Here is a 19,564-nt window from a genome sequence, read left to right as displayed (position 1 = left end):
CTAAATAAACCTTTAATCATAATTAATAATTAAAATATAAAATATAGTAAATTTTTATTTAAATTAAAAAAAGGTTTTTAATGTTTATAGGAAATTTCAATTTAAATGAAAAAGTTTTCATCATTGCCGAGCTTTCAGCAAATCACGCAAACAGCCTTGAAGTAGCTTTAAAAACTATACAAGCAGCTAAAAAAGCAGGAGCTGATGCCATAAAAATTCAAACCTATACCCCAGATAGCTTAACACTAAATTCTAATAAAAAAGATTTTATTATCGAAGGTGGTTTGTGGCATGAACGCAAACTATATGAATTATATGAAGAAGCTAAGACGCCCTATGAATGGCATGAACAACTTTTTGAATGCGCCAAAAATGAAGGGCTAATCTGCTTTTCTAGTCCTTTCTCTAAAGAAGATGTGAATTTTTTAAGACAATTTAATCCCCCAGCTTATAAAATCGCTTCTTTTGAAGTCAATGATTATGATTTTGTGCGTTATGTAGCAAAAGAAAACAAACCTACCTTAGTTTCTACGGGTATAGCTTATGAAGAAGAACTTGAAATGATTGTTAAAATTTTCCAAGAAGAAAACAACCCAAATTTAATTTTACTTAAATGTACTTCAGCCTACCCTTCACAAATTTGTGATTTAAATTTAAACACCATTAAAACCTTGCAAGGAAAATTTAAAACCATAGTAGGCTTAAGCGATCATAGCGAGGGATTTTTAGCACCTACTTTAGCCGTAGCTCTTGGAGCAAGAGTGATAGAAAAACATTTTATATTAGATAAAACTTTAAATAGTGCTGATGCTAAATTTAGTCTTAACTATGAAGAGTTTAAGCAAATGTGTTCCATGGTGCGCTTAAGCGAGCAAGCACTAGGTAAAGCTAGCTTAACAATAAATGAAAAAACTTTAAAAAATCGCCATTTTGCAAGAAGCTTATATGCTAGTAAAGACATCAAAAAAGGAGAAATTTTTACACTAGAAAATGTAAAAAGTGTAAGACCAAACCTTGGCTTGCATCCTAAATTTTTGCCTATCATACTTGGCAAAAAAGCAAGTTGTGATATAGAATTTGGACAAGCGCTAAAAGAAGAAGATTTTTTGGAATGATTTATGCTTTTGCTTAAAGAAATATAAATAAGGAACTATAATGCTACTTGAACTTAATTTTTCTAAAAATTTACAAGTTTTAAAAGAAATCAACGCAAGCTTAGCTGATAAAATCTTGCAAGTAAAATCCAACGAAAGATTTGAACTTTTTGAAAAAAACTACGATATTTATGATCATAAAACAAAACAATTTTGTATACAAAATGCTTTAGATAATTTATCTTTTTATGAGCAAAATTATAAAAGACATCCATTTTTAGTTTTTTTTGGAATTGGCAACGGTATATTAATTTTTGAATTATTGAAAAATCCACTCAAAGATTATATTTGCGTTATAGAGCCTGAAATAGAACTTTTATATATTGCTTTGCATTTAAATGATTTTAGTCAAGATTTACAGGATAAAAGACTTTGTATTTATTTATATGAAGATATTAACTTTTTAACTTTTTATCGTTTTTTTGAACAAGAGAAAATTCACTTTTTTGTTAAAACTTATGATTTACTCTTAATATCAAATTTCTATGAAAACTATGAAGATGCCATAGCTAAAACCAACTCTTTGTGCATAGAAAGCATAAAATCTTTGGTTGTTAGACAAGGAAACTCATCAGAAGACTCCTTCGAAGGTATCACCCAACTTTTACACAATCTACCTTATCAATTAGCGAACCCTAGTTTAAAAGATTTACTAAAACAAAGAAAAGGTAAAATAGAAAATGCTATTATAGTTTCTACTGGTCCATCTTTAATAAAGCAATTACCTTTATTAAAAGAATATGCCAACAAAGCTAGTATTATATGTGCTGATAGTGCTTATCCTATATTAGCAAAGCATAATATAAAGCCTGATTATGTATTAATGCTTGAAAGAGATGATGTAGTTATTAAGTGTTTTGATAATGATTTTAAAGAATTTGATAAGGGTATATTGTTTATTTTAGCTAGTGTAGTACATCAAAAGGCTATAGAATACCTAAAAAGAAATAATAGACAGTTTATGCTAGTACATAGACCACTACCATTTGCACAAAGTTTAAATATGAATGACTATGGATATTTAGGTACAGGTATGAGTGTAGCCAATATGGCTTATGAGTTAGCTGTAAAACTAGGACATAAAAATATTATCTTAATAGGTCAAGATTTAGCTTATGATGAGAATGGTAAATCTCATCCTAAAGACTATGTCCATGGAGAAGCTATAGAAAATGATAGAAAAGAAGGTTTATTTATTACTGCTTATGGCGGCAATGGTAAGGTTGAGACAAATAAATGGTGGAAAGTTTTTAAAGAAACATTTGAAAAAGATATAGCCTTGATGAATCCACTAGGTATAAATACCTACAATGCCACAGAAGGTGGAGCTAGAATAGAAGGAAGTATAGAAAAACCTTTTAAAGAATTATGTGAAAATTTATTGAAAGAAAATAAGGTTTTATTTAAAAAACTACAAACTTTAAGTAAAAAAGAAATTCAAGATAAAAAAGATGAGATTGATGAGTGTTTGAGGGGGATTATTATTTTAGGAAGAAGTTACATCAACGAATGTGAAATTTTAAAATCAGATCTTGCTCGATGCTTAGAAAATTTAAATTTTGAAAATCAAGACTTTAACCCTCTAAGTCAAAGAATTTATAAAATGAAAACTAAGTTTGAGGATGAAGAATTTAAAAATTACTTCTTAGATCTTATTCGTTCAATATTTTTTCATTTTGAATATAAAATTGCACAAAATTATATAAAAAATCCTACAAACATAGAAGAAGAATATGCAAAAAGAAAAGAATATATAGAAATTCATATAAATTGGATTGATTTTATCATACCTCATATAAAATTACAAATTCAAAGCATAGAAAAAGGTCTCTCATGAACACCTATGAAGCTAACTTTAATAAAAATCTAGGGGCATTAGAAAGTTATAATGCTACTCTAGCTGATAAAATAGAAGATGTAAAAACAAATGAGCGTTTTGAGGTGTTTGCAGGAAAAAGTGCTTTTGATATCAATATATATGATCATGAATTAAAACAAAGCTTATATGATAATCCTGAAAAATTCTTTGATGAAAAATACAATGAAATTTATACCAAATATGAAAGATATCCTGTTTTATTTTTTTATGGTCTAGGTAATGGTTTATTATATAAAGCTTTATTAAAAAATGAAAATCATAAAAGTATAGTTGTTTTTGAACCTAATATTGAAATACTTTATATAGTTTTTCATTTAATAGATTTTAGTCAAGAATTAAAAGATAAAAGATTGTATGTGGTGGATACAAATGATTTTGATATGGATAGCATTATAAACTTTTTAATAGGAGAGCTTTTTGTTAGAAACTATCTTTATGATAGTAAAATTTATTCTTTAAATTCCTATTACAATCAATATAAAATACACATAGAAGAATTAGAAAAAAAACTAAATGAAAAAATTATGTATGTTTTTAACGCGCAAGGAAGCAATAGAATAGCAACTTTATCACAAGATTTAAGGTTTTCTATAGAAAATACACCAAAAATACTTACAAAAGCTTTATTTAAAGATTTTATCAATCAAAGAAAAGGGAAAAATAAAACCGCTATTATCGTTGCAAGTGGCCCAAGCTTGATCAAACAACTTCCTTTGTTAAAAGAGAATGCAGATAAAGCAACTATCATTTGTGTCGATGGAAGCTACCCTATACTTGCAAAATACAATATAAAACCTGATATTGTAATATCTCTAGATTCAAGTGAGCTTACTAGTAAATTTTTTGATAATAATCATGAAGAATTTGATAAAAATATAACTTTCGTCATTACAGCATCAACACACTCAGATACTATCAAATATTTAGAAAAAAATCATAGAAACTATTTATTAGTTTTAAGACCATTATCAAAATTTACTCATAAAATGCTAATAAATGATTTTGGAACCTTAGGTGGTTTAAATGTAGCTTATATGGGATATGAATTAGCTGTAAAATTAGAACATAAAAACATCATACTTATAGGTCAAGATTTAGCTTTTGATGAAAAAGGTAATTCTCATCCTATGGATTTTTTATACGGAGAAAACTTTGATAATAACATTCCTAGTTTAGAAAAGCGTATAAAAACTACAGCTTATGGTGGCAAGGGTGAAGTGATTACTCATCAAGGATGGAAATACTATATACAAAGCTATGAACTTTATATAAAAGAAACTGCCAAAAACAGTATTATAACCTACAATGCTACTGAAGGTGGAGCTAGGATAGAAGGCACTATAGAAAAACCTTTTAAACAAGTGTGTGATGAGTTACTAAAGGAAGATAAAATTATTTTTCCTTTTTTAAATAGCTTACCAAAAAAGGAACAGATTTTATTAGCAAAACAAAGCTATGATTATTTTTTAGAACTTATTAAATTTGCAAAAAACAAAATTTATCAATGCCAAAAGCTTTTGAAACCCATTTTAAAAGTTATTGAACAAACTAGATATCATATCGATTTAAATACTATTAATTTTATTAAAATTTTAAAGACTAATGATGAAATTCACAAAGTTAAAGAATTTTTAGAAGATGAAAAAATGTCCATATTTTCCGACCAACTAGTAGCTGCCTTAACTTTAACAGAACTTGAACTAGCCAAAATTTCACTTATGAGCGCTCATACTCAAGAAGATAAAAAAATTCGTATGATTATTTGGCTTATAAAGCATGAAAAATGGCTTAAACTGGTCATAGACACTCTAGAATCACAAATAAAAATCATGGAACAATCTATACAAGATTTAAAAGATTTTATAAAGGTAAATAATGAACACCTATGAAGCTAACTTTAATAAAAATCTAGGGGCATTAGAAAGTTATAATGCTACTCTAGCTGATAAAATAGAAGATGTAAAAACAAATGAGCGTTTTGAGGTGTTTGCAGGAAAAAGTGCTTTTGATATCAATATATATGATCATGAATTAAAACAAAGCTTATATGATAATCCTGAAAAATTCTTTGATGAAAAATACAATGAAATTTATACCAAATATGAAAGATATCCTGTTTTATTTTTTTATGGTCTAGGTAATGGTTTATTATATAAAGCTTTATTAAAAAATGAAAATCATAAAAGTATAGTTGTTTTTGAACCTAATATTGAAATACTTTATATAGTTTTTCATTTAATAGATTTTAGTCAAGAATTAAAAGATAAAAGATTGTATGTGGTGGAAAATTTTGACAAAACCTACCTAAGTATATTTTTAGGCAAGGAGTTGCAAATAAGAAATTATTTGCAAGATGTTAAGGTGTTTTCACATTCTTACTATTATAACAATAAAAATACTTCTGTTTTAGAAAAAAATATTCAGGAGCTTTGCTCTTATCTTATTACAGAACTAGGCAATGACCCTAAAGACTCCCTCCAAGGCATCACCCAACTTTTACACAATCTACCTTATCAATTAGCGAACCCTAGTTTAAAAGATTTACTAAAACAAAGAAAAGGTAAAATAGAAAATGCTATTATAGTTTCTACTGGTCCATCTTTAATAAAGCAATTACCTTTATTAAAAGAATATGCCAACAAAGCTAGTATTATATGTGCTGATAGTGCTTATCCTATATTAGCAAAGCATAATATAAAGCCTGATTATGTATTATCTTTAGAAAGGATAGAAAAAACCTCTGAGTTTTTCAATAATGACTTTAAAGAATTTGACAAAGGTATATTATTTCTTTTAGTTAGTATGGTTTTTCCAAAAACTATAGAATACCTAAAAAGAAATAATAGACAGTTTATGCTAGTACATAGACCACTACCATTTGCACAAAGTTTAAATATGAATGACTATGGATATTTAGGTACAGGTATGAGTGTAGCCAATATGGCTTATGAGTTAGCTGTAAAACTAGGACATAAAAATATTATCTTAATAGGTCAAGATTTAGCTTATGATGAGAATGGTAAATCTCATCCTAAAGATTATCATTATTTTAAAGAAGACTTTGAAGGAAGTAGAAAACAAGGTTTGTTTATTACTGCTTATGGCGGCAATGGTAAGGTTGAGACAAATAAATGGTGGAAAGTTTTTAAAGAAACATTTGAAAAAGATATAGCCTTGATGAATCCACTAGGTATAAATACCTACAATGCCACAGAAGGTGGAGCTAGAATAGAAGGAAGTATAGAAAAACCTTTTAAAGAATTATGTGAAAATTTATTGAAAGAAAATAAGGTTTTATTTGAAAAACTACAAACTTTAAGTAAAAAAGAAATTCAAGATAAAAAAGATGAGATTGATAAAAAGTTAAATCGCAAAATACAAAAAATTTCTCAAATTCTTACCAACAGCAAGAACTTTAAGGAAGAACTAAAATATATTCTAAATTATATTAATTACTCAAAAAATATTCAAAATTTAAATTTTGAAGAAATTTTAAATGTAAATGATAACCTGCATTTACTCAAAACAGATATAGAAAAAATGCTAGAATTAGGAGAAGTGCTAAATCCTGCTTTAAAAAATATAGAACTAGAACTTGCAAAAATCTCTTTAACGAGTGCTCACACTCAAGATGAAAAAAAAATTCGTATGATTATTTGGCTTTTAAAGCATGAAATATGGATACAAGAATTAATTAAATTTCTTAAAATTTTATTAAAAATTATTCAGGAAAATAAAATATGAATACTTTTGCGCATAATACCTTAAATTTATATAAAAATCATCCTATTTTATTTATCTATGGCTTGGGTGATTATGTTAAAGAGGTTTTTCATAATAAAAATTTAAAATTTTTAGTAATTTTTGAAGACGATAAAAACATCCTTAAAAAGTTCACACAAGAAACATACATCATTTGCCTCTTAAAAGAAAAAAAATTATTTCTATTTGATGTTGAAAAATTTGATTTTAATAAAGCCAAAGAATTATTTCTACAACAAAATTTTATGTTTTATAGTAAAATTGCTAAAATTTTGAAATTTAAAAACTCTACCTCCATACAAACCATACAAAATAATATCAATGAAGCCATTAAAAGTATTTTAAACGGATTGCAATCAAGTCAAGAATGCGAAATATACATAAAGCATTTTTGTGAAAATCTTCCAAAAACACTAACTCACTCTAGCATAAAAGATTTTCTAAATACTCATAAAGCCAAAAGTAAAAATGCCATCATAGTAGCGAGCGGACCTAGTCTAATAAAACAACTTCCTTTGTTAAAACAAATTCAAAACAAGGTTGCTATATTTTGTGCAGATGGTTCTTATACTATATTACACCAACATAATATTAAACCTGATTATGTATTTTGCATAGAAAGAGATTTTATTAACGGAAAAGAAGAAAAATTTACAGGTTCTTGGATTTTCTTTGATAATGATTTTGGAAATTTTGATGATAATATTTTATTTATTCTTAGCGATACCGTCCATCCTAAAATTATTAAACTTATAGAAAAAAATAATAGAAACTATATGGTTGCTCTATCTGCAAATTCATTTTCCACTAGCTTTGAGTTTGATGATTTTGGCTATTGTGATTTAAGTTTTAATTCAGTGGCAAATTTGGCATATAATTTTGCAGTATCCTTAAAATATGAAAATATTATACTCATTGGACAAGATTTGGCTTTTGGGAAAGATGGAAAATCACATCCTAAAGAATTTTTACATGGATCAAATTTAGATTTTTCACGATATAAACCTATTAAAACAACTTCCTATGGAGGTAAAGGTGAAGTTTATACCCATACAGCTTGGCTTTTATATAAAGAAAAATATGAATATGATATAGCCCAAAACAAAAACTTTATAAAAACCTATAATGCTACAGAAGGTGGAGCTAGAATAGAAGGAAGTATAGAAAAATCTTTTAAAGAACTTTGTGAAAACATTATTGACAAAGAAAGTATTAAAAATTTTCAAAAACTTTCATTGCCAGATAAAAAAGATATTCGTAAAAATCTCACAAAATCTTTAAAGCATTTTAATGCAATTAATCAAAAAGCTATAGAATTTTTAAATCAAGCTCAAGATCTTTTAGTAAAAGTCCAAAATATCTCTTTAATGCTCAACAACCTACCAACTCATTTAAGTTTAGAAAAAAGCTTAAATACGATCAATTTCAACCAAATAACAAACTTAAAACAAGAATTAAAATCATACAAAGAAAATATTTTGTCTAGTAAATATTTCTCTACAATTTTGTTAAGCTATATGTATGCCAATGAGTGTAATTTTATTGAATTAGAATGCATCGATATAAATGAAGCAAAAAAAGAAAAAATAAATGAGCTTTGCTATGTAATTAATCATGAAAGACATATCAGCGAAATAGCAAATCTTATCAAAACTCAATATTTTATAATAAATAAAACTATAGCTAATATTCAAATTTTAGTTTCTAAGGATTTTCATGAATGAACTTTTTTTAAAAAACACTCAAGCATTATTTGAAAAAGATCAGCCTTTAGCTCTAAAGCTAAGAGAGCTTAAAGAGTGTAAGCAATTTGAACTTTTTCAAGGAAGTAGTGATAATTTAGATATTAATATATTAGATAAAAAAAGAAAAGAATTTGTTTATAAAGATCCTTTAAAGGAATTAGATGAAAGTTTAAAACTTTTTAATGGAGAGTATTTAAGATATCCTGTTTTATTTTTTTATGGTTTAGGTAATGGAATTTTATATAAAGCTTTGCTTTCTAATCCTATTAGAAATCATTTAATTGTTTTTGAAGAAGAATTAGAGATTATTTATCTAGTTTTTCATTATTTAGATTTAAGTGAAGAAATAAGAAATGAAAAGGTGGTTTTGTTTTATACACCTCTAACAACTTTCACTCAACTTGATGTTTTAATGAGCTATTCAACAATAAGAAATTATTATAAAATTTATAATCTTTTTATACACAGCAACTTTTACTCTTCTTGTAATACAAACACAACAAATCAAAATATTATACAAGCCATTAAATCCAATCATTTAAGAGTAGGAAACGCACCTAGCGATTCCTTGCAAGGCATTACTCAACTTACAAGAAATTTAGTTTCACTGCTTACCAACCCTAGTTTAAAAGATTTACTAAAACAAAGAAAAGGTAAAATAGAAAATGCTATTATAGTTTCTACTGGTCCATCTTTAATAAAGCAATTACCTTTATTAAAAGAATATGCCAACAAAGCTAGTATTATATGTGCTGATAGTGCTTATCCTATATTAGCAAAGCATAATATAAAGCCTGATTATGTATTAATGCTTGAAAGAGATGATGTAGTTATTAAGTGTTTTGATAATGATTTTAAAGAATTTGATAAGGGTATATTGTTTATTTTAGCTAGTGTAGTACATCAAAAGGCTATAGAATACCTAAAAAGAAATAATAGACAGTTTATGCTAGTACATAGACCACTACCATTTGCACAAAGTTTAAATATGAATGACTATGGATATTTAGGTACAGGTATGAGTGTAGCCAATATGGCTTATGAGTTAGCTGTAAAACTAGGACATAAAAATATTATCTTAATAGGTCAAGATTTAGCTTATGATGAGAATGGTAAATCTCATCCTAAAGACTATGTCCATGGAGAAGCTATAGAAAATGATAGAAAAGAAGGTTTATTTATTACTGCTTATGGCGGCAATGGTAAGGTTGAGACAAATAAATGGTGGAAAGTTTTTAAAGAAACATTTGAAAAAGATATAGCCTTGATGAATCCACTAGGTATAAATACCTACAATGCCACAGAAGGTGGAGCTAGAATAGAAGGAAGTATAGAAAAACCTTTTAAAGAATTATGTGAAAATTTATTGAAAGAAAATAAGGTTTTATTTAAAATTATTAATACCAGCACATCCAAAATCGGAGCCAATTTAAAAACCGCAAGAAAAAATATAGAAAAAATACTTTCTTGCAATCAAAATAATATTAATAAATCTCAAATTCTTTTAGAAAAAATTCAAAAAGCTAAAATTAATTTAAAAGTTAAATCACTATTTAAGCAACTTGATGCATTTAAAAAGCAATTATATAAAACATCTAATGGAGCATATGAGCTTTATCCTCATATTTTGTATCATCATGAATTAAAAACTAATGCCCTGTTGTGCAAAAACCCAAAAAACAAAAAAGAGCAAAAGCAAATCACGAGAGAACTATTGAATATATATGAAGAAACTTTTAAAATACTTTTACATCTTTTTAATGTATTTGACAATGCTATAAAAGATGAAAGTGTAGAACTTTTTCAACTAACAAGGTAATCCCAATGAATGAACTTTTTTTAAAAAACACTCAAGCATTATTTGAAAAAGATCAGCCTTTAGCTCTAAAGCTAAGAGAGCTTAAAGAGTGTAAGCAATTTGAACTTTTTCAAGGAAGTAGTGATAATTTAGATATTAATATATTAGATAAAAAAAGAAAAGAATTTGTTTATAAAGATCCTTTAAAGGAATTAGATGAAAGTTTAAAACTTTTTAATGGAGAGTATTTAAGATATCCTGTTTTATTTTTTTATGGTTTAGGTAATGGAATTTTATATAAAGCTTTGCTTTCTAATCCTATTAGAAATCATTTAATTGTTTTTGAAGAAGAATTAGAGATTATTTATCTAGTTTTTCATTATTTAGATTTAAGTGAAGAAATAAGAAATGAAAAGGTGGTTTTGTTTCAAAATTTCTCCTTTTACAAAATCAGTAATTTTTTTGCACAAAGTAATATCAATACTTTGGCAAAAATTTACAACTTTCATCCGCTTAACTATTTTTATAGCAATAATTATATAAAATCTATCCAAGAAATTAATTCTGTCAATCTCAAATCTATTCAATATGTATCTACTACAATGGGCAATGACCCTAAAGACTCCCTCCAAGGCATCACCCAACTTTTACACAATCTACCTTATCAATTAGCGAACCCTAGTTTAAAAGATTTACTAAAACAAAGAAAAGGTAAAATAGAAAATGCTATTATAGTTTCTACTGGTCCATCTTTAATAAAGCAATTACCTTTATTAAAAGAATATGCTAACAAAGCTAGTATTATATGTGCTGATAGTGCTTATCCTATATTAGCAAAGCATAATATAAAGCCTGATTATGTATTATCTTTAGAAAGGATAGAAAAAACCTCTGAGTTTTTCAATAATGACTTTAAAGAATTTGACAAAGGTATATTATTTCTTTTAGTTAGTATGGTTTTTCCAAAAACTATAGAATACCTAAAAAGAAATAATAGACAGTTTATGCTAGTACATAGACCACTACCATTTGCACAAAGTTTAAATATGAATGACTATGGATATTTAGGTACAGGTATGAGTGTAGCCAATATGGCTTATGAGTTAGCTGTAAAACTAGGACATAAAAATATTATCTTAATAGGTCAAGATTTAGCTTATGATGAGAATGGTAAATCTCATCCTAAAGATTATCATTATTTTAAAGAAGACTTTGAAGGAAGTAGAAAACAAGGTTTGTTTATTACTGCTTATGGCGGCAATGGTAAGGTTGAGACAAATAAATGGTGGAAAGTTTTTAAAGAAACATTTGAAAAAGATATAGCCTTGATGAATCCACTAGGTATAAATACCTACAATGCCACAGAAGGTGGAGCTAGAATAGAAGGAAGTATAGAAAAACCTTTTAAAGAATTATGTGAAAATTTATTGAAAGAAAATAAGGTTTCACTATATTTAAAAAAATCTATTGATAAAACTTCTCTGCAAAAAACACTCTTATCGCATATTAGTAGCGCAGAAAACATTATCCAAAAAGCCGAAAAACTACTAGAAAAAGTCAATGAAAGCATTACCAATACTTCTTTTCAAAATTTAACACACGATATAAATAATTTTAAAATTCTCATAGCAGAAATAGATAATTTTAAAATTTCTATTTATAACAATAAAAATCCCTATTTTTATACAGAAATTTCCAAACCACTGTTTTACCACTATGAATGTAAAATAAGTGAAATTTTTATAAAAAATTATGATGATGATATGGACAAAATGCAAAAATGTGTAGAATATTTAAACGCAGGAAAATTATGGTTAAGTAATTATATAGATATTTTAAAAATACAAAATAATTTATTAAAGCAAGCCTCTTTAAATTGAGAGGCTTTGTAATTATTGTAAAAGTTTTAATACATTTTGTTGAACAGCATTAGCTTGACTCATAGCATAAGATCCACTTTGAGCTAAAATATTATATTTAGAAAAGTTCGCACTCTCAGCCGCAAAGTCAACATCTCTTATGGTAGATTCAGCTGATTTAATATTTACTTGAGTTACACTAATGTTATTAATAGTAGCTGTGATTTGATTTTGCACCGCACCAATATCTGCTCTAATATTATCAAGAGTTGTAATAGCACTATCTGCTAGATCCATTACAGCCATAGCTCCTCTAAGAGTTGTTACACCAGCGCTTTTTGGAGTAGTTATATTATCCGCTGTACTCATAGCATTAAATCCCATAGCACAAGCTATACTTGCTAAGATTTGTCCTTTAACTGATTCTAAATTTACAGTAGCCTGTGCCGCAGAAGAACCACTTTGACCAAAACCAATTGTAGAACCTCCAGAAATAAGAATATCTCTACCATCATTTTTAACTAAAGATAATCTTCCATAATTTACAGAAGCCACCGTACCACTAAGTGCTGTCCCTAAAGATCCTCCTAGCTCAATACCTCTACCATCGGCTGAATTTAAAATGAGTTTTCCATCCACTACAGAAGCTTCAACACCTGTTGTATCTTTTTTAGCATTAATTGCAGCTACTAAAGCCCCATCTTTATCTCCTGGTTTAACATCGACCTGACCTATAACAACACCATTAATAGAAAAATCAGCCCCTGTTTTACCAGCAGGTAAAGCTCCACTTGATATGGTTTGCACTACAGCAGTTGCTCTAACACCTGTTTTATCTGCCACTTTATTAATCTCATCAGCTAAAGCTCCAAGCCCTGTCCCAACGCTAGTAGAAATTACTACCGATTGGAACTTATAATCATTTACACCATCATATGATTTTAAAACCAAATTAGAAGTTCCACTTCCAGTAACCCTAACACCTGTTTCAAAACGTGTATGACCAATTTTTCCTGATTGAGTTGGCCCTATAGTAGCATGCACCGTTTGGTTTGATTGAGCACCGATTTGAAATTCTTGATTTACAAAATTTCCACTTAGAAGTTGTTTACCATTAAAAGCTGTAGTATTTGCTATGTTGTCAAGCTCTTCCATCAAACGGTTAATCTCATTTTGTATCATGGTTCTAGTTTTTGTGGTTTGACCATCTTGAGCAGCTTGAGTAGCTTTAACTTTAATGGTATCAAGTATTTTTAATTGTTCATCCATAGCTTTATCGGCTGTTTGTAAAATACCTATAGCATCATTACCATTGTTAATAGCTTGACCTAAAGATGCGGCTTGATTTCGCAAAGAATCAGCTATTGCCATACCAGAAGCATCATCTGCTGCTGAATTTATTCTCAAACCTGAACTAAGTCTTCCTAGAGATTTATCTAACTCTCTAGCTGTGATTACTGAATTTGCGTGTGCATTCATTGCACCTATGTTGGTGTTTATTCTAAAACCCATTTTAAATCCTTTCAAAATATTGCTTAGCTCATTAAAAGCAAATAGTGTTCCAAAAAATATAAAACTTTTTTATACAAAAATATAAAACTTTTTATTTTCTTTCCGATATAGCTTTAACGACAGCATGAGGGTGTCGAATATATTTAAAAGGATTTAAAATGGGATTTCGTATTAACACAAATGTAGCATCTTTAAATGCTCAAGTAAATGCAGGAATGAACTCAAGAGCATTAGATAGCTCTTTAGCAAGACTTAGTTCAGGTTTGAGAATAAATTCAGCAGCAGATGATGCTTCTGGTCTAGCTATAGCTGATAGCTTAAAAACTCAAGCTAACTCTTTAGGTCAAGCTATTAACAATGCAAATGATGCAAACAGCATGCTTCAAATAGCCGATAAAGCTATGGATGAACAATTAAAAATACTTGATACCATTAAAGTTAAAGCTACTCAAGCTGCTCAAGATGGTCAAACAGCAAAAACTAGAGCTATGATTCAAGGCGAGATCAACAAACTTATGGAAGAGCTTGACAACATAGCAAACACCACTACTTATAATGGTAAACAATTGCTAAGTGGTGCTTTTTCTAACCAACAATTTCAAATTGGTGATAAAGCAAACCAAACAGTAAATGCTACTATAGGCGCAACAAACTCAGCAAAAATAGGTCAAACACGTTTTGAAACAGGCTCTAGAATAACAGCAGGCGGAAATTTTGGTTTTACCATTAAAAACTATGATGGTGTTAACGATTTTAAAGTTCAATCTGTAGTTCTTTCTACAAGCGCAGGAACAGGACTTGGTGCTTTAGCAGCTGAAATCAATAAATCTTCTGATAAAACAGGTGTTAGAGCAACTGCTGTAGTACAAACCATCTCAAGTGGTACTATACAAGCTGGAAATACAGGTGATGAATTTAAAATCAACGGAGTTGTTATTGGTAAAGTTGCGGTGCAAGCTGGAGATAAAGATGGTTCTTTAGTAGCTGCAATTAATGCTAAAAAAGATACAACAGGAGTTGAAGCATCTGTAGTAAATGGACAATTAGTTCTTAACTCAGCTGATGGTAGAGGTATAGAAATAAGTGGTTTAGGTACTGCACTTAGTGGGCATATAGCCTCTGTAAATTATGGAAGATTATCTTTAGTTAAAAATGATGGTAGCGATATTATCATTTCTGGTGGTAGCTCTGTTGGTCTTGGAACAACTACAGCCGAAGCAACTGTAAATTTAGAATCAGTTAAAGGGCAAATTGCTGCAAGTATAGCTTGTGCTATGGGCTTTAATGCTATGAGTACAGCAGATTTAGTAGGTAAAAAACAATCAGCTGGTGTTACTACCTTACAAGGCGCAATGGCTGTTATGGATATAGCTGATACTGCTATAGCAAACCTTGACACCATTAGAGCAAACATCGGTGCTACACAAAATCAAATCACATCAACTATTAATAACATTAGCGTAACTCAAGTTAATGTTAAAGCTGCTGAATCACAAATTAGAGATGTTGACTTTGCAAGCGAAAGTGCAAACTACTCTAAAGCTAACATTCTGGCTCAAAGTGGATCTTACGCTATGGCTCAAGCAAACGCTGCTTCTCAAAATGTATTAAGATTACTTCAGTAGTCAACTTACGATTTCCTAAGCTCACCTTTTGGTGGGCTTTTCTTCTTTTCTAAGCAAAAAATTTAACTTTTTTTTATACACTTTTACTAATTTTAATCCTCACAAGGAAAATAATGAAAAATTTAATCATAGTAGAATCACCTGCTAAAGCTAAAACCATAAGTAATTTTCTAGGTAAAGACTATGAAGTAATAGCCTCTAAAGGTCACATTAGAGATCTACCTAAAACTAGCTTTGGTATAAAAATAGAAGATGAAAATTTTAAACCTGAATATAGAATTTCAAATGATCATTCAAGCTTAGTAAAAGAACTCAAAGAAAAGGCTAAAAAAGCTAAAACCATCTACCTTGCAACCGATGAGGACCGCGAGGGTGAAGCCATAGCTTATCACATAGCCAAGGCTATTAATAAAGATGAAAATTCCCTGCCACGGATAGTTTTTCATGAGATCACTAAAAGTGCTATAGAAAATGCTTTAAAAAACCCAAGATCTTTAAATGTAAATAGCGTCAATGCTCAACAAACTAGACGCTTGCTTGATCGTATAGTAGGTTATAAACTAAGTCCTTTACTCAATCAAAAAATTCAAAAAGGCTTAAGCGCAGGGCGTGTGCAAAGTGCAGCTTTAAAAATCATCGTCGATAGAGAAAGAGAAATCAAAGCTTTTGTTCCTTTAAAATACTTTAGTATAGATATGATTTTTGAAAAAGACTTACAAGCTGAATTAGTTGAGTTTCAAAATCAAAAGATAGAAAAACTAAGTCTAACTAATGAAGATAGAGCTAAGCTTATCTTTGAAACTTGCAAAAATGCTAACTTTAAAATAAAAGATATAGAAAGTAAAGATAGAAAAATAGCCCCACAAGCACCTTTTATGACCTCAACCTTACAACAAAGTGCGAGCAATCGCCTAGGTTTTAACCCTAAAAAAACCATGATGATAGCTCAAAAACTTTATGAGGGCGTAAAAACCCATCAAGGCATTATGGGTGTGATCACTTATATGAGAACTGATAGCTTAAACATCGCAAAAGAAGCTTTAGAAGAAGTAAGAAAACTCATCAAGAATGATTATGGCAAAGAGTACTTGCCAAGCAAGGCAAATATTTACACCACTAAAAGTAAAGGCGCTCAAGAAGCACATGAAGCTATAAGACCGACTAATCTTAGCTTTACCCCAAAACTTGCAAGTGAGTTTTTAGAAAAAGATGAAGCAAGATTATATACTTTAATATACAATCGCTTCCTAGCTTCACAGATGAATCCTGCCATCTCTCAAACTCAAAATGTCTATGTAAAATCAAATGAAGCAAGTTTTAAAATAAGTGGTAGAAAAATTTTATTTGATGGGCATTATAAAGTATATGGAGATATGGACAAAGATAAAATTTTACCTAATTTAAAACTAGAAGATACATTAAATATCCAAAATATAGAATTAAGCTCACATTTTACCGAGCCACCTTCAAGATACTCTGAAGCTGGGCTTGTTAAAAAGCTAGAAAATCTTGGTATAGGACGCCCTTCAACTTATGCTCCAACCATCTCTTTACTTAGCGCAAGAGAATATGTGCATATAGATAAAAAACAAATCATACCTAATGAAATAGCCTTTGTTGTAACAGAAGTTTTAGAGCAAAACTTTAGCGATATAGTAGATAGTGATTTTACTTCTAAAATGGAAGATAAACTTGACATCATAGCAGAAGGCAAAATGGACTGGCAAGAAGTTTTAAGAGAGTTTTATTTTCCTTTTATGAGAAAAATCGATGAGGGTAAAAAAAATATAAAAAGTCAAAAAACTTTTACAAAATTAGATGAAACCTGCCCTGATTGTGGTGGTGAGCTTGCTATAAGAAAAGGAAGATATGGAGAATTTATAGCTTGTTTAAATTTTCCAAAATGTAAATACTCAAGAAATTTAAAACAAGAAACACAAAATGAAGAAAAAAGTGAGAAAAAGCTCAACACCATAGGCGTAAAATGCCCAAGCTGTCAAGAAGGCGAGATCGTGGAGCGTTTTTCTAAGCGTGGTAAATTTTATGGCTGTAGTGCTTATCCAAAATGCAACTATATAAGCAAATACAAACCAAGTGAAGAAAAATGTAGCGAATGTGGCGAAACTTTGATCATCAAAGAGCTTAAAAAAGGCACATTTTTAGAGTGCTTAAAATGCAAAATTAAAAAGGAAATCTAATGCAAATCATGCTTTGTGCTATATCTAATATAGCAAGTGGAGGGTGCGGTGAGGACTGTAAATACTGCACTCAAAGTGCTCATGTGAAAACTAATATCAACAAATATAAAAGAAAAGATATAGACCAAATTGTTTTAGAAGCTAAAATGGCAAAAAAAAATGAGGCTTTGGGCTTTTGTTTGGTCACAGCAGGAGCTGGGCTTGATGATGAAAAACTTGAGTATGTGTGCAAAGTAGCTCATGCGGTGCAAAAAGAAGTAGAAGGACTTTTACTCATAGCTTGTAATGGCATAGCAAATTTAGAACAACTCAAAGAATTAAAAAAAGCAGGGATTTTTTCTTATAATCATAATCTAGAAACTTCCAAAGAATTTTTCCCAAGCATTTGTTCTACACATACTTGGGAGCAAAGATTTCAAACTAATCTTTATGCTAAAGAAGCAGGTTTAATGCTTTGCTGTGGTGGAATTTATGGTCTTGGAGAAAGTGAAGCTGATAGAAAAAGTTTTAGAGCAAGTTTAAAAGAGCTTGATCCTTTTTCCTCGCCTATTAATTTTTTCATACCAAATGAAAATTTAAAACTCAAGCAAGCTTTACTTGATCCTGATGAGGCGTTAAATATCATCAAAGATACTAAAAAAGACTTACCAAATGCACATATCATGGTAGCAGGTGGTAGAGAGGTAGTGTTAAAAGAAAGGCAATATGAAATTTTTAACGCAGGAGCTAGTGCTATAGTAGTGGGTGATTATCTTACAACTAAAGGCGAAGAACCTAGCAAAGACATACAAAAACTAAAACAAATGGGATTTAGCTTTGCTAGCTCATGCCATTGATGCTCAAGCTGCTACGGATTTAAAAATTTTATTAGTCGTAGCAGGATGTTTACTAACCTCACCTTATATTGCTAAATTTTTAAAACTCCCACTTTCAGCCACTGAAATCATGCTTGGCTCTTTTATAGGATTTTTGGGTTTCATAGGAGAAAGTGAGAATTTTAAGCTTTTTGCTAATGCAGGGTTTTATTATCTTATGTTTATTGCGGGTATGGAGATTAATCTTAAAACCTTTTTAAACACTGAAAGAAGCTTGCTTAACAAAGCTTTTATCTACATCATACTTTTATATACTTTTAGTATTTTAGCGGTTGAAAGTATAGATATTTCTTATATTTTTGTTATTATTATACCTGTTATGAGTGTGGGTTTACTCTCAACGCTTTATAGAGACTTTGGTAAAAACTGTGAATGGCTTAATGTATCCATGGTAGTGGCCACTTTGGCTGAAGTTGTAAGCATAGTTTTACTTACCATAGCTGCAGCTTTTTTGGGAAAAGGAGCCGATCTTTTCTCGCTCACTCAAAATTTATTGTATTTAGTGGGATTTTTAGCACTTTGTATTTTTGGATTTAAATTTTTAGAAGTACTTTTTTGGTGGTATCCACAGCTTAAAACCATACTCATGCCTTGGCAAGATCAAAACGAAAAAGATATAAGATTTTGCATGGCAATTTTCATAGCCATAGTTGCGATTATGATTTATTTTAAACTTGAAGTTGCACTTGGAGCTTTTATAGCAGGTTCATTTATAGCTACTTTTTTTGATCACAAAAAAGACTTAGAGCATAAACTTTCTAGTTTTGGCTATGGCTTTTTAATCCCTATATTTTTCATCTATATAGGCTCAAGCTTTAAGCTTCAAATGCTTTTAAACCCTCAAGTTTTACTCATAGCTTTTTCGCTAACTGCCTTTATGATAGGACTAAGAATACTTTGTGCTATGACTTTTGTAAAAATACTTGGCTTAAAAAACACCTTTTTATTTGGCCTAAGTCATTCTATGCCATTAACCTTACTCATCGCAGTAGCTACGCTTTCTTATCAAACTAATATCATCACTCAAGATATATACTCAGGGCTAGTGCTTACTGCTTTACTTGAAGCAATTTTGGCTATTAGTTTAATTAAATTTATCAATAATCTTAGTAGAAAATAACTCTACTAAGTATTTATATAAAACTGCTATACTTTTT

12 protein-coding genes are annotated in these 19,564 nt (G+C 29.4%); 11 read left to right on the top strand and 1 reads right to left on the bottom strand.

Annotation, left to right across the window (positions count from 1 at the left end; genetic code table 11):
• Positions 1-80 precede the first annotated feature (80 nt).
• From pseI to CD56_RS00825, 7 genes are read left to right on the top strand one after another with little or no spacing between them, the layout of a single operon-like run.
• Positions 81-1,115: a pseudaminic acid synthase gene (pseI, locus tag CD56_RS00855; protein WP_047207911.1), complete on the top strand. Its 1,035-nt coding sequence runs from the start codon at positions 81-83 to the stop codon at positions 1,113-1,115.
• Positions 1,116-1,155: 40 nt separating this feature from the next.
• Positions 1,156-2,991 (top strand): motility associated factor glycosyltransferase family protein, encoded by a 1,836-nt coding sequence (locus CD56_RS00850; protein WP_047207910.1) that lies wholly within the window; start codon positions 1,156-1,158, stop codon positions 2,989-2,991.
• The gene (locus tag CD56_RS00845) at positions 2,988-4,922 is read left to right on the top strand and encodes a motility associated factor glycosyltransferase family protein (protein ID WP_047207909.1); all 1,935 of its coding nucleotides are present in this window, start codon (positions 2,988-2,990) and stop codon (positions 4,920-4,922) included. The genes CD56_RS00850 and CD56_RS00845 overlap by 4 nt, the downstream gene beginning before the upstream one ends.
• Complete coding sequence (locus CD56_RS00840; protein WP_047207908.1) at positions 4,909-6,777, top strand: motility associated factor glycosyltransferase family protein; 1,869 nt, start codon at positions 4,909-4,911, stop codon at positions 6,775-6,777. The genes CD56_RS00845 and CD56_RS00840 overlap by 14 nt, the downstream gene beginning before the upstream one ends.
• Positions 6,774-8,519 (top strand): motility associated factor glycosyltransferase family protein, encoded by a 1,746-nt coding sequence (locus CD56_RS00835; RefSeq protein WP_052768351.1) that lies wholly within the window; start codon positions 6,774-6,776, stop codon positions 8,517-8,519. The genes CD56_RS00840 and CD56_RS00835 overlap by 4 nt, the downstream gene beginning before the upstream one ends.
• Positions 8,512-10,359 (top strand): motility associated factor glycosyltransferase family protein, encoded by a 1,848-nt coding sequence (locus tag CD56_RS00830; RefSeq protein ID WP_052768350.1) that lies wholly within the window; start codon positions 8,512-8,514, stop codon positions 10,357-10,359. The genes CD56_RS00835 and CD56_RS00830 overlap by 8 nt, the downstream gene beginning before the upstream one ends.
• Before the next feature lie 5 nt (positions 10,360-10,364).
• Positions 10,365-12,218 (top strand): motility associated factor glycosyltransferase family protein, encoded by a 1,854-nt coding sequence (locus CD56_RS00825; RefSeq protein ID WP_047207907.1) that lies wholly within the window; start codon positions 10,365-10,367, stop codon positions 12,216-12,218.
• Positions 12,219-12,230: 12 nt separating this feature from the next.
• Here the strand turns inward: CD56_RS00825 and CD56_RS00820 are convergent, their stop codons facing one another.
• Entirely contained in the window at positions 12,231-13,709 is a 1,479-nt protein-coding gene (locus CD56_RS00820; RefSeq protein WP_047207906.1) for a flagellin, read from the bottom strand.
• A gap of 158 nt (positions 13,710-13,867) precedes the next feature.
• On the opposite strand from CD56_RS00820, the gene CD56_RS00815 reads away from it, so the two are divergent.
• The 4 genes from CD56_RS00815 (at position 13,868) to CD56_RS00800 (ending at position 19,527) form a co-directional block, all read left to right on the top strand.
• A complete protein-coding gene (locus CD56_RS00815; RefSeq protein WP_047207905.1) occupies positions 13,868-15,334 on the top strand; it encodes a flagellin in 1,467 nt (488 codons plus the stop codon).
• Between the two features lie 113 nt (positions 15,335-15,447).
• Positions 15,448-17,532 carry a type I DNA topoisomerase gene (gene topA / locus CD56_RS00810; RefSeq protein ID WP_407712412.1) on the top strand — a complete coding sequence of 695 codons (2,085 nt, stop codon included), beginning with the start codon at positions 15,448-15,450 and terminating at the stop codon, positions 17,530-17,532.
• Complete coding sequence (locus CD56_RS00805) at positions 17,532-18,368, top strand: biotin synthase (RefSeq protein ID WP_047207903.1); 837 nt, start codon at positions 17,532-17,534, stop codon at positions 18,366-18,368. The genes topA and CD56_RS00805 overlap by 1 nt, the downstream gene beginning before the upstream one ends.
• Positions 18,349-19,527 carry a cation:proton antiporter gene (locus CD56_RS00800; RefSeq protein ID WP_047207902.1) on the top strand — a complete coding sequence of 393 codons (1,179 nt, stop codon included), beginning with the start codon at positions 18,349-18,351 and terminating at the stop codon, positions 19,525-19,527. The genes CD56_RS00805 and CD56_RS00800 overlap by 20 nt, the downstream gene beginning before the upstream one ends.
• The last annotated feature ends 37 nt before the right edge of the window (positions 19,528-19,564 follow it).

The sequence above is a fragment of the Campylobacter lari genome, from assembly GCF_001017575.1.
GTDB lineage: Bacteria > Campylobacterota > Campylobacteria > Campylobacterales > Campylobacteraceae > Campylobacter_D > Campylobacter_D lari_C.
Note: the sequence above shows the minus strand (reverse complement) of the source record. Positions and strands in the feature narration are given on the sequence as shown.

Coding starts and splice junctions, on each gene's coding strand:
- CD56_RS00840 (WP_047207908.1), top strand. CDS start 4,909: ATGAACACCTATGAAGCTAACTTTAATAAAAATCTAGGGGCATTAGAA.
- pseI (WP_047207911.1), top strand. CDS start 81: ATGTTTATAGGAAATTTCAATTTAAATGAAAAAGTTTTCATCATTGCC.
- CD56_RS00835 (WP_052768351.1), top strand. CDS start 6,774: ATGAATACTTTTGCGCATAATACCTTAAATTTATATAAAAATCATCCT.
- CD56_RS00820 (WP_047207906.1), bottom strand. CDS start 13,709: ATGGGTTTTAGAATAAACACCAACATAGGTGCAATGAATGCACACGCA.
- CD56_RS00815 (WP_047207905.1), top strand. CDS start 13,868: ATGGGATTTCGTATTAACACAAATGTAGCATCTTTAAATGCTCAAGTA.
- CD56_RS00845 (WP_047207909.1), top strand. CDS start 2,988: ATGAACACCTATGAAGCTAACTTTAATAAAAATCTAGGGGCATTAGAA.
- topA (WP_407712412.1), top strand. CDS start 15,448: ATGAAAAATTTAATCATAGTAGAATCACCTGCTAAAGCTAAAACCATA.
- CD56_RS00825 (WP_047207907.1), top strand. CDS start 10,365: ATGAATGAACTTTTTTTAAAAAACACTCAAGCATTATTTGAAAAAGAT.
- CD56_RS00850 (WP_047207910.1), top strand. CDS start 1,156: ATGCTACTTGAACTTAATTTTTCTAAAAATTTACAAGTTTTAAAAGAA.
- CD56_RS00830 (WP_052768350.1), top strand. CDS start 8,512: ATGAATGAACTTTTTTTAAAAAACACTCAAGCATTATTTGAAAAAGAT.
- CD56_RS00805 (WP_047207903.1), top strand. CDS start 17,532: ATGCAAATCATGCTTTGTGCTATATCTAATATAGCAAGTGGAGGGTGC.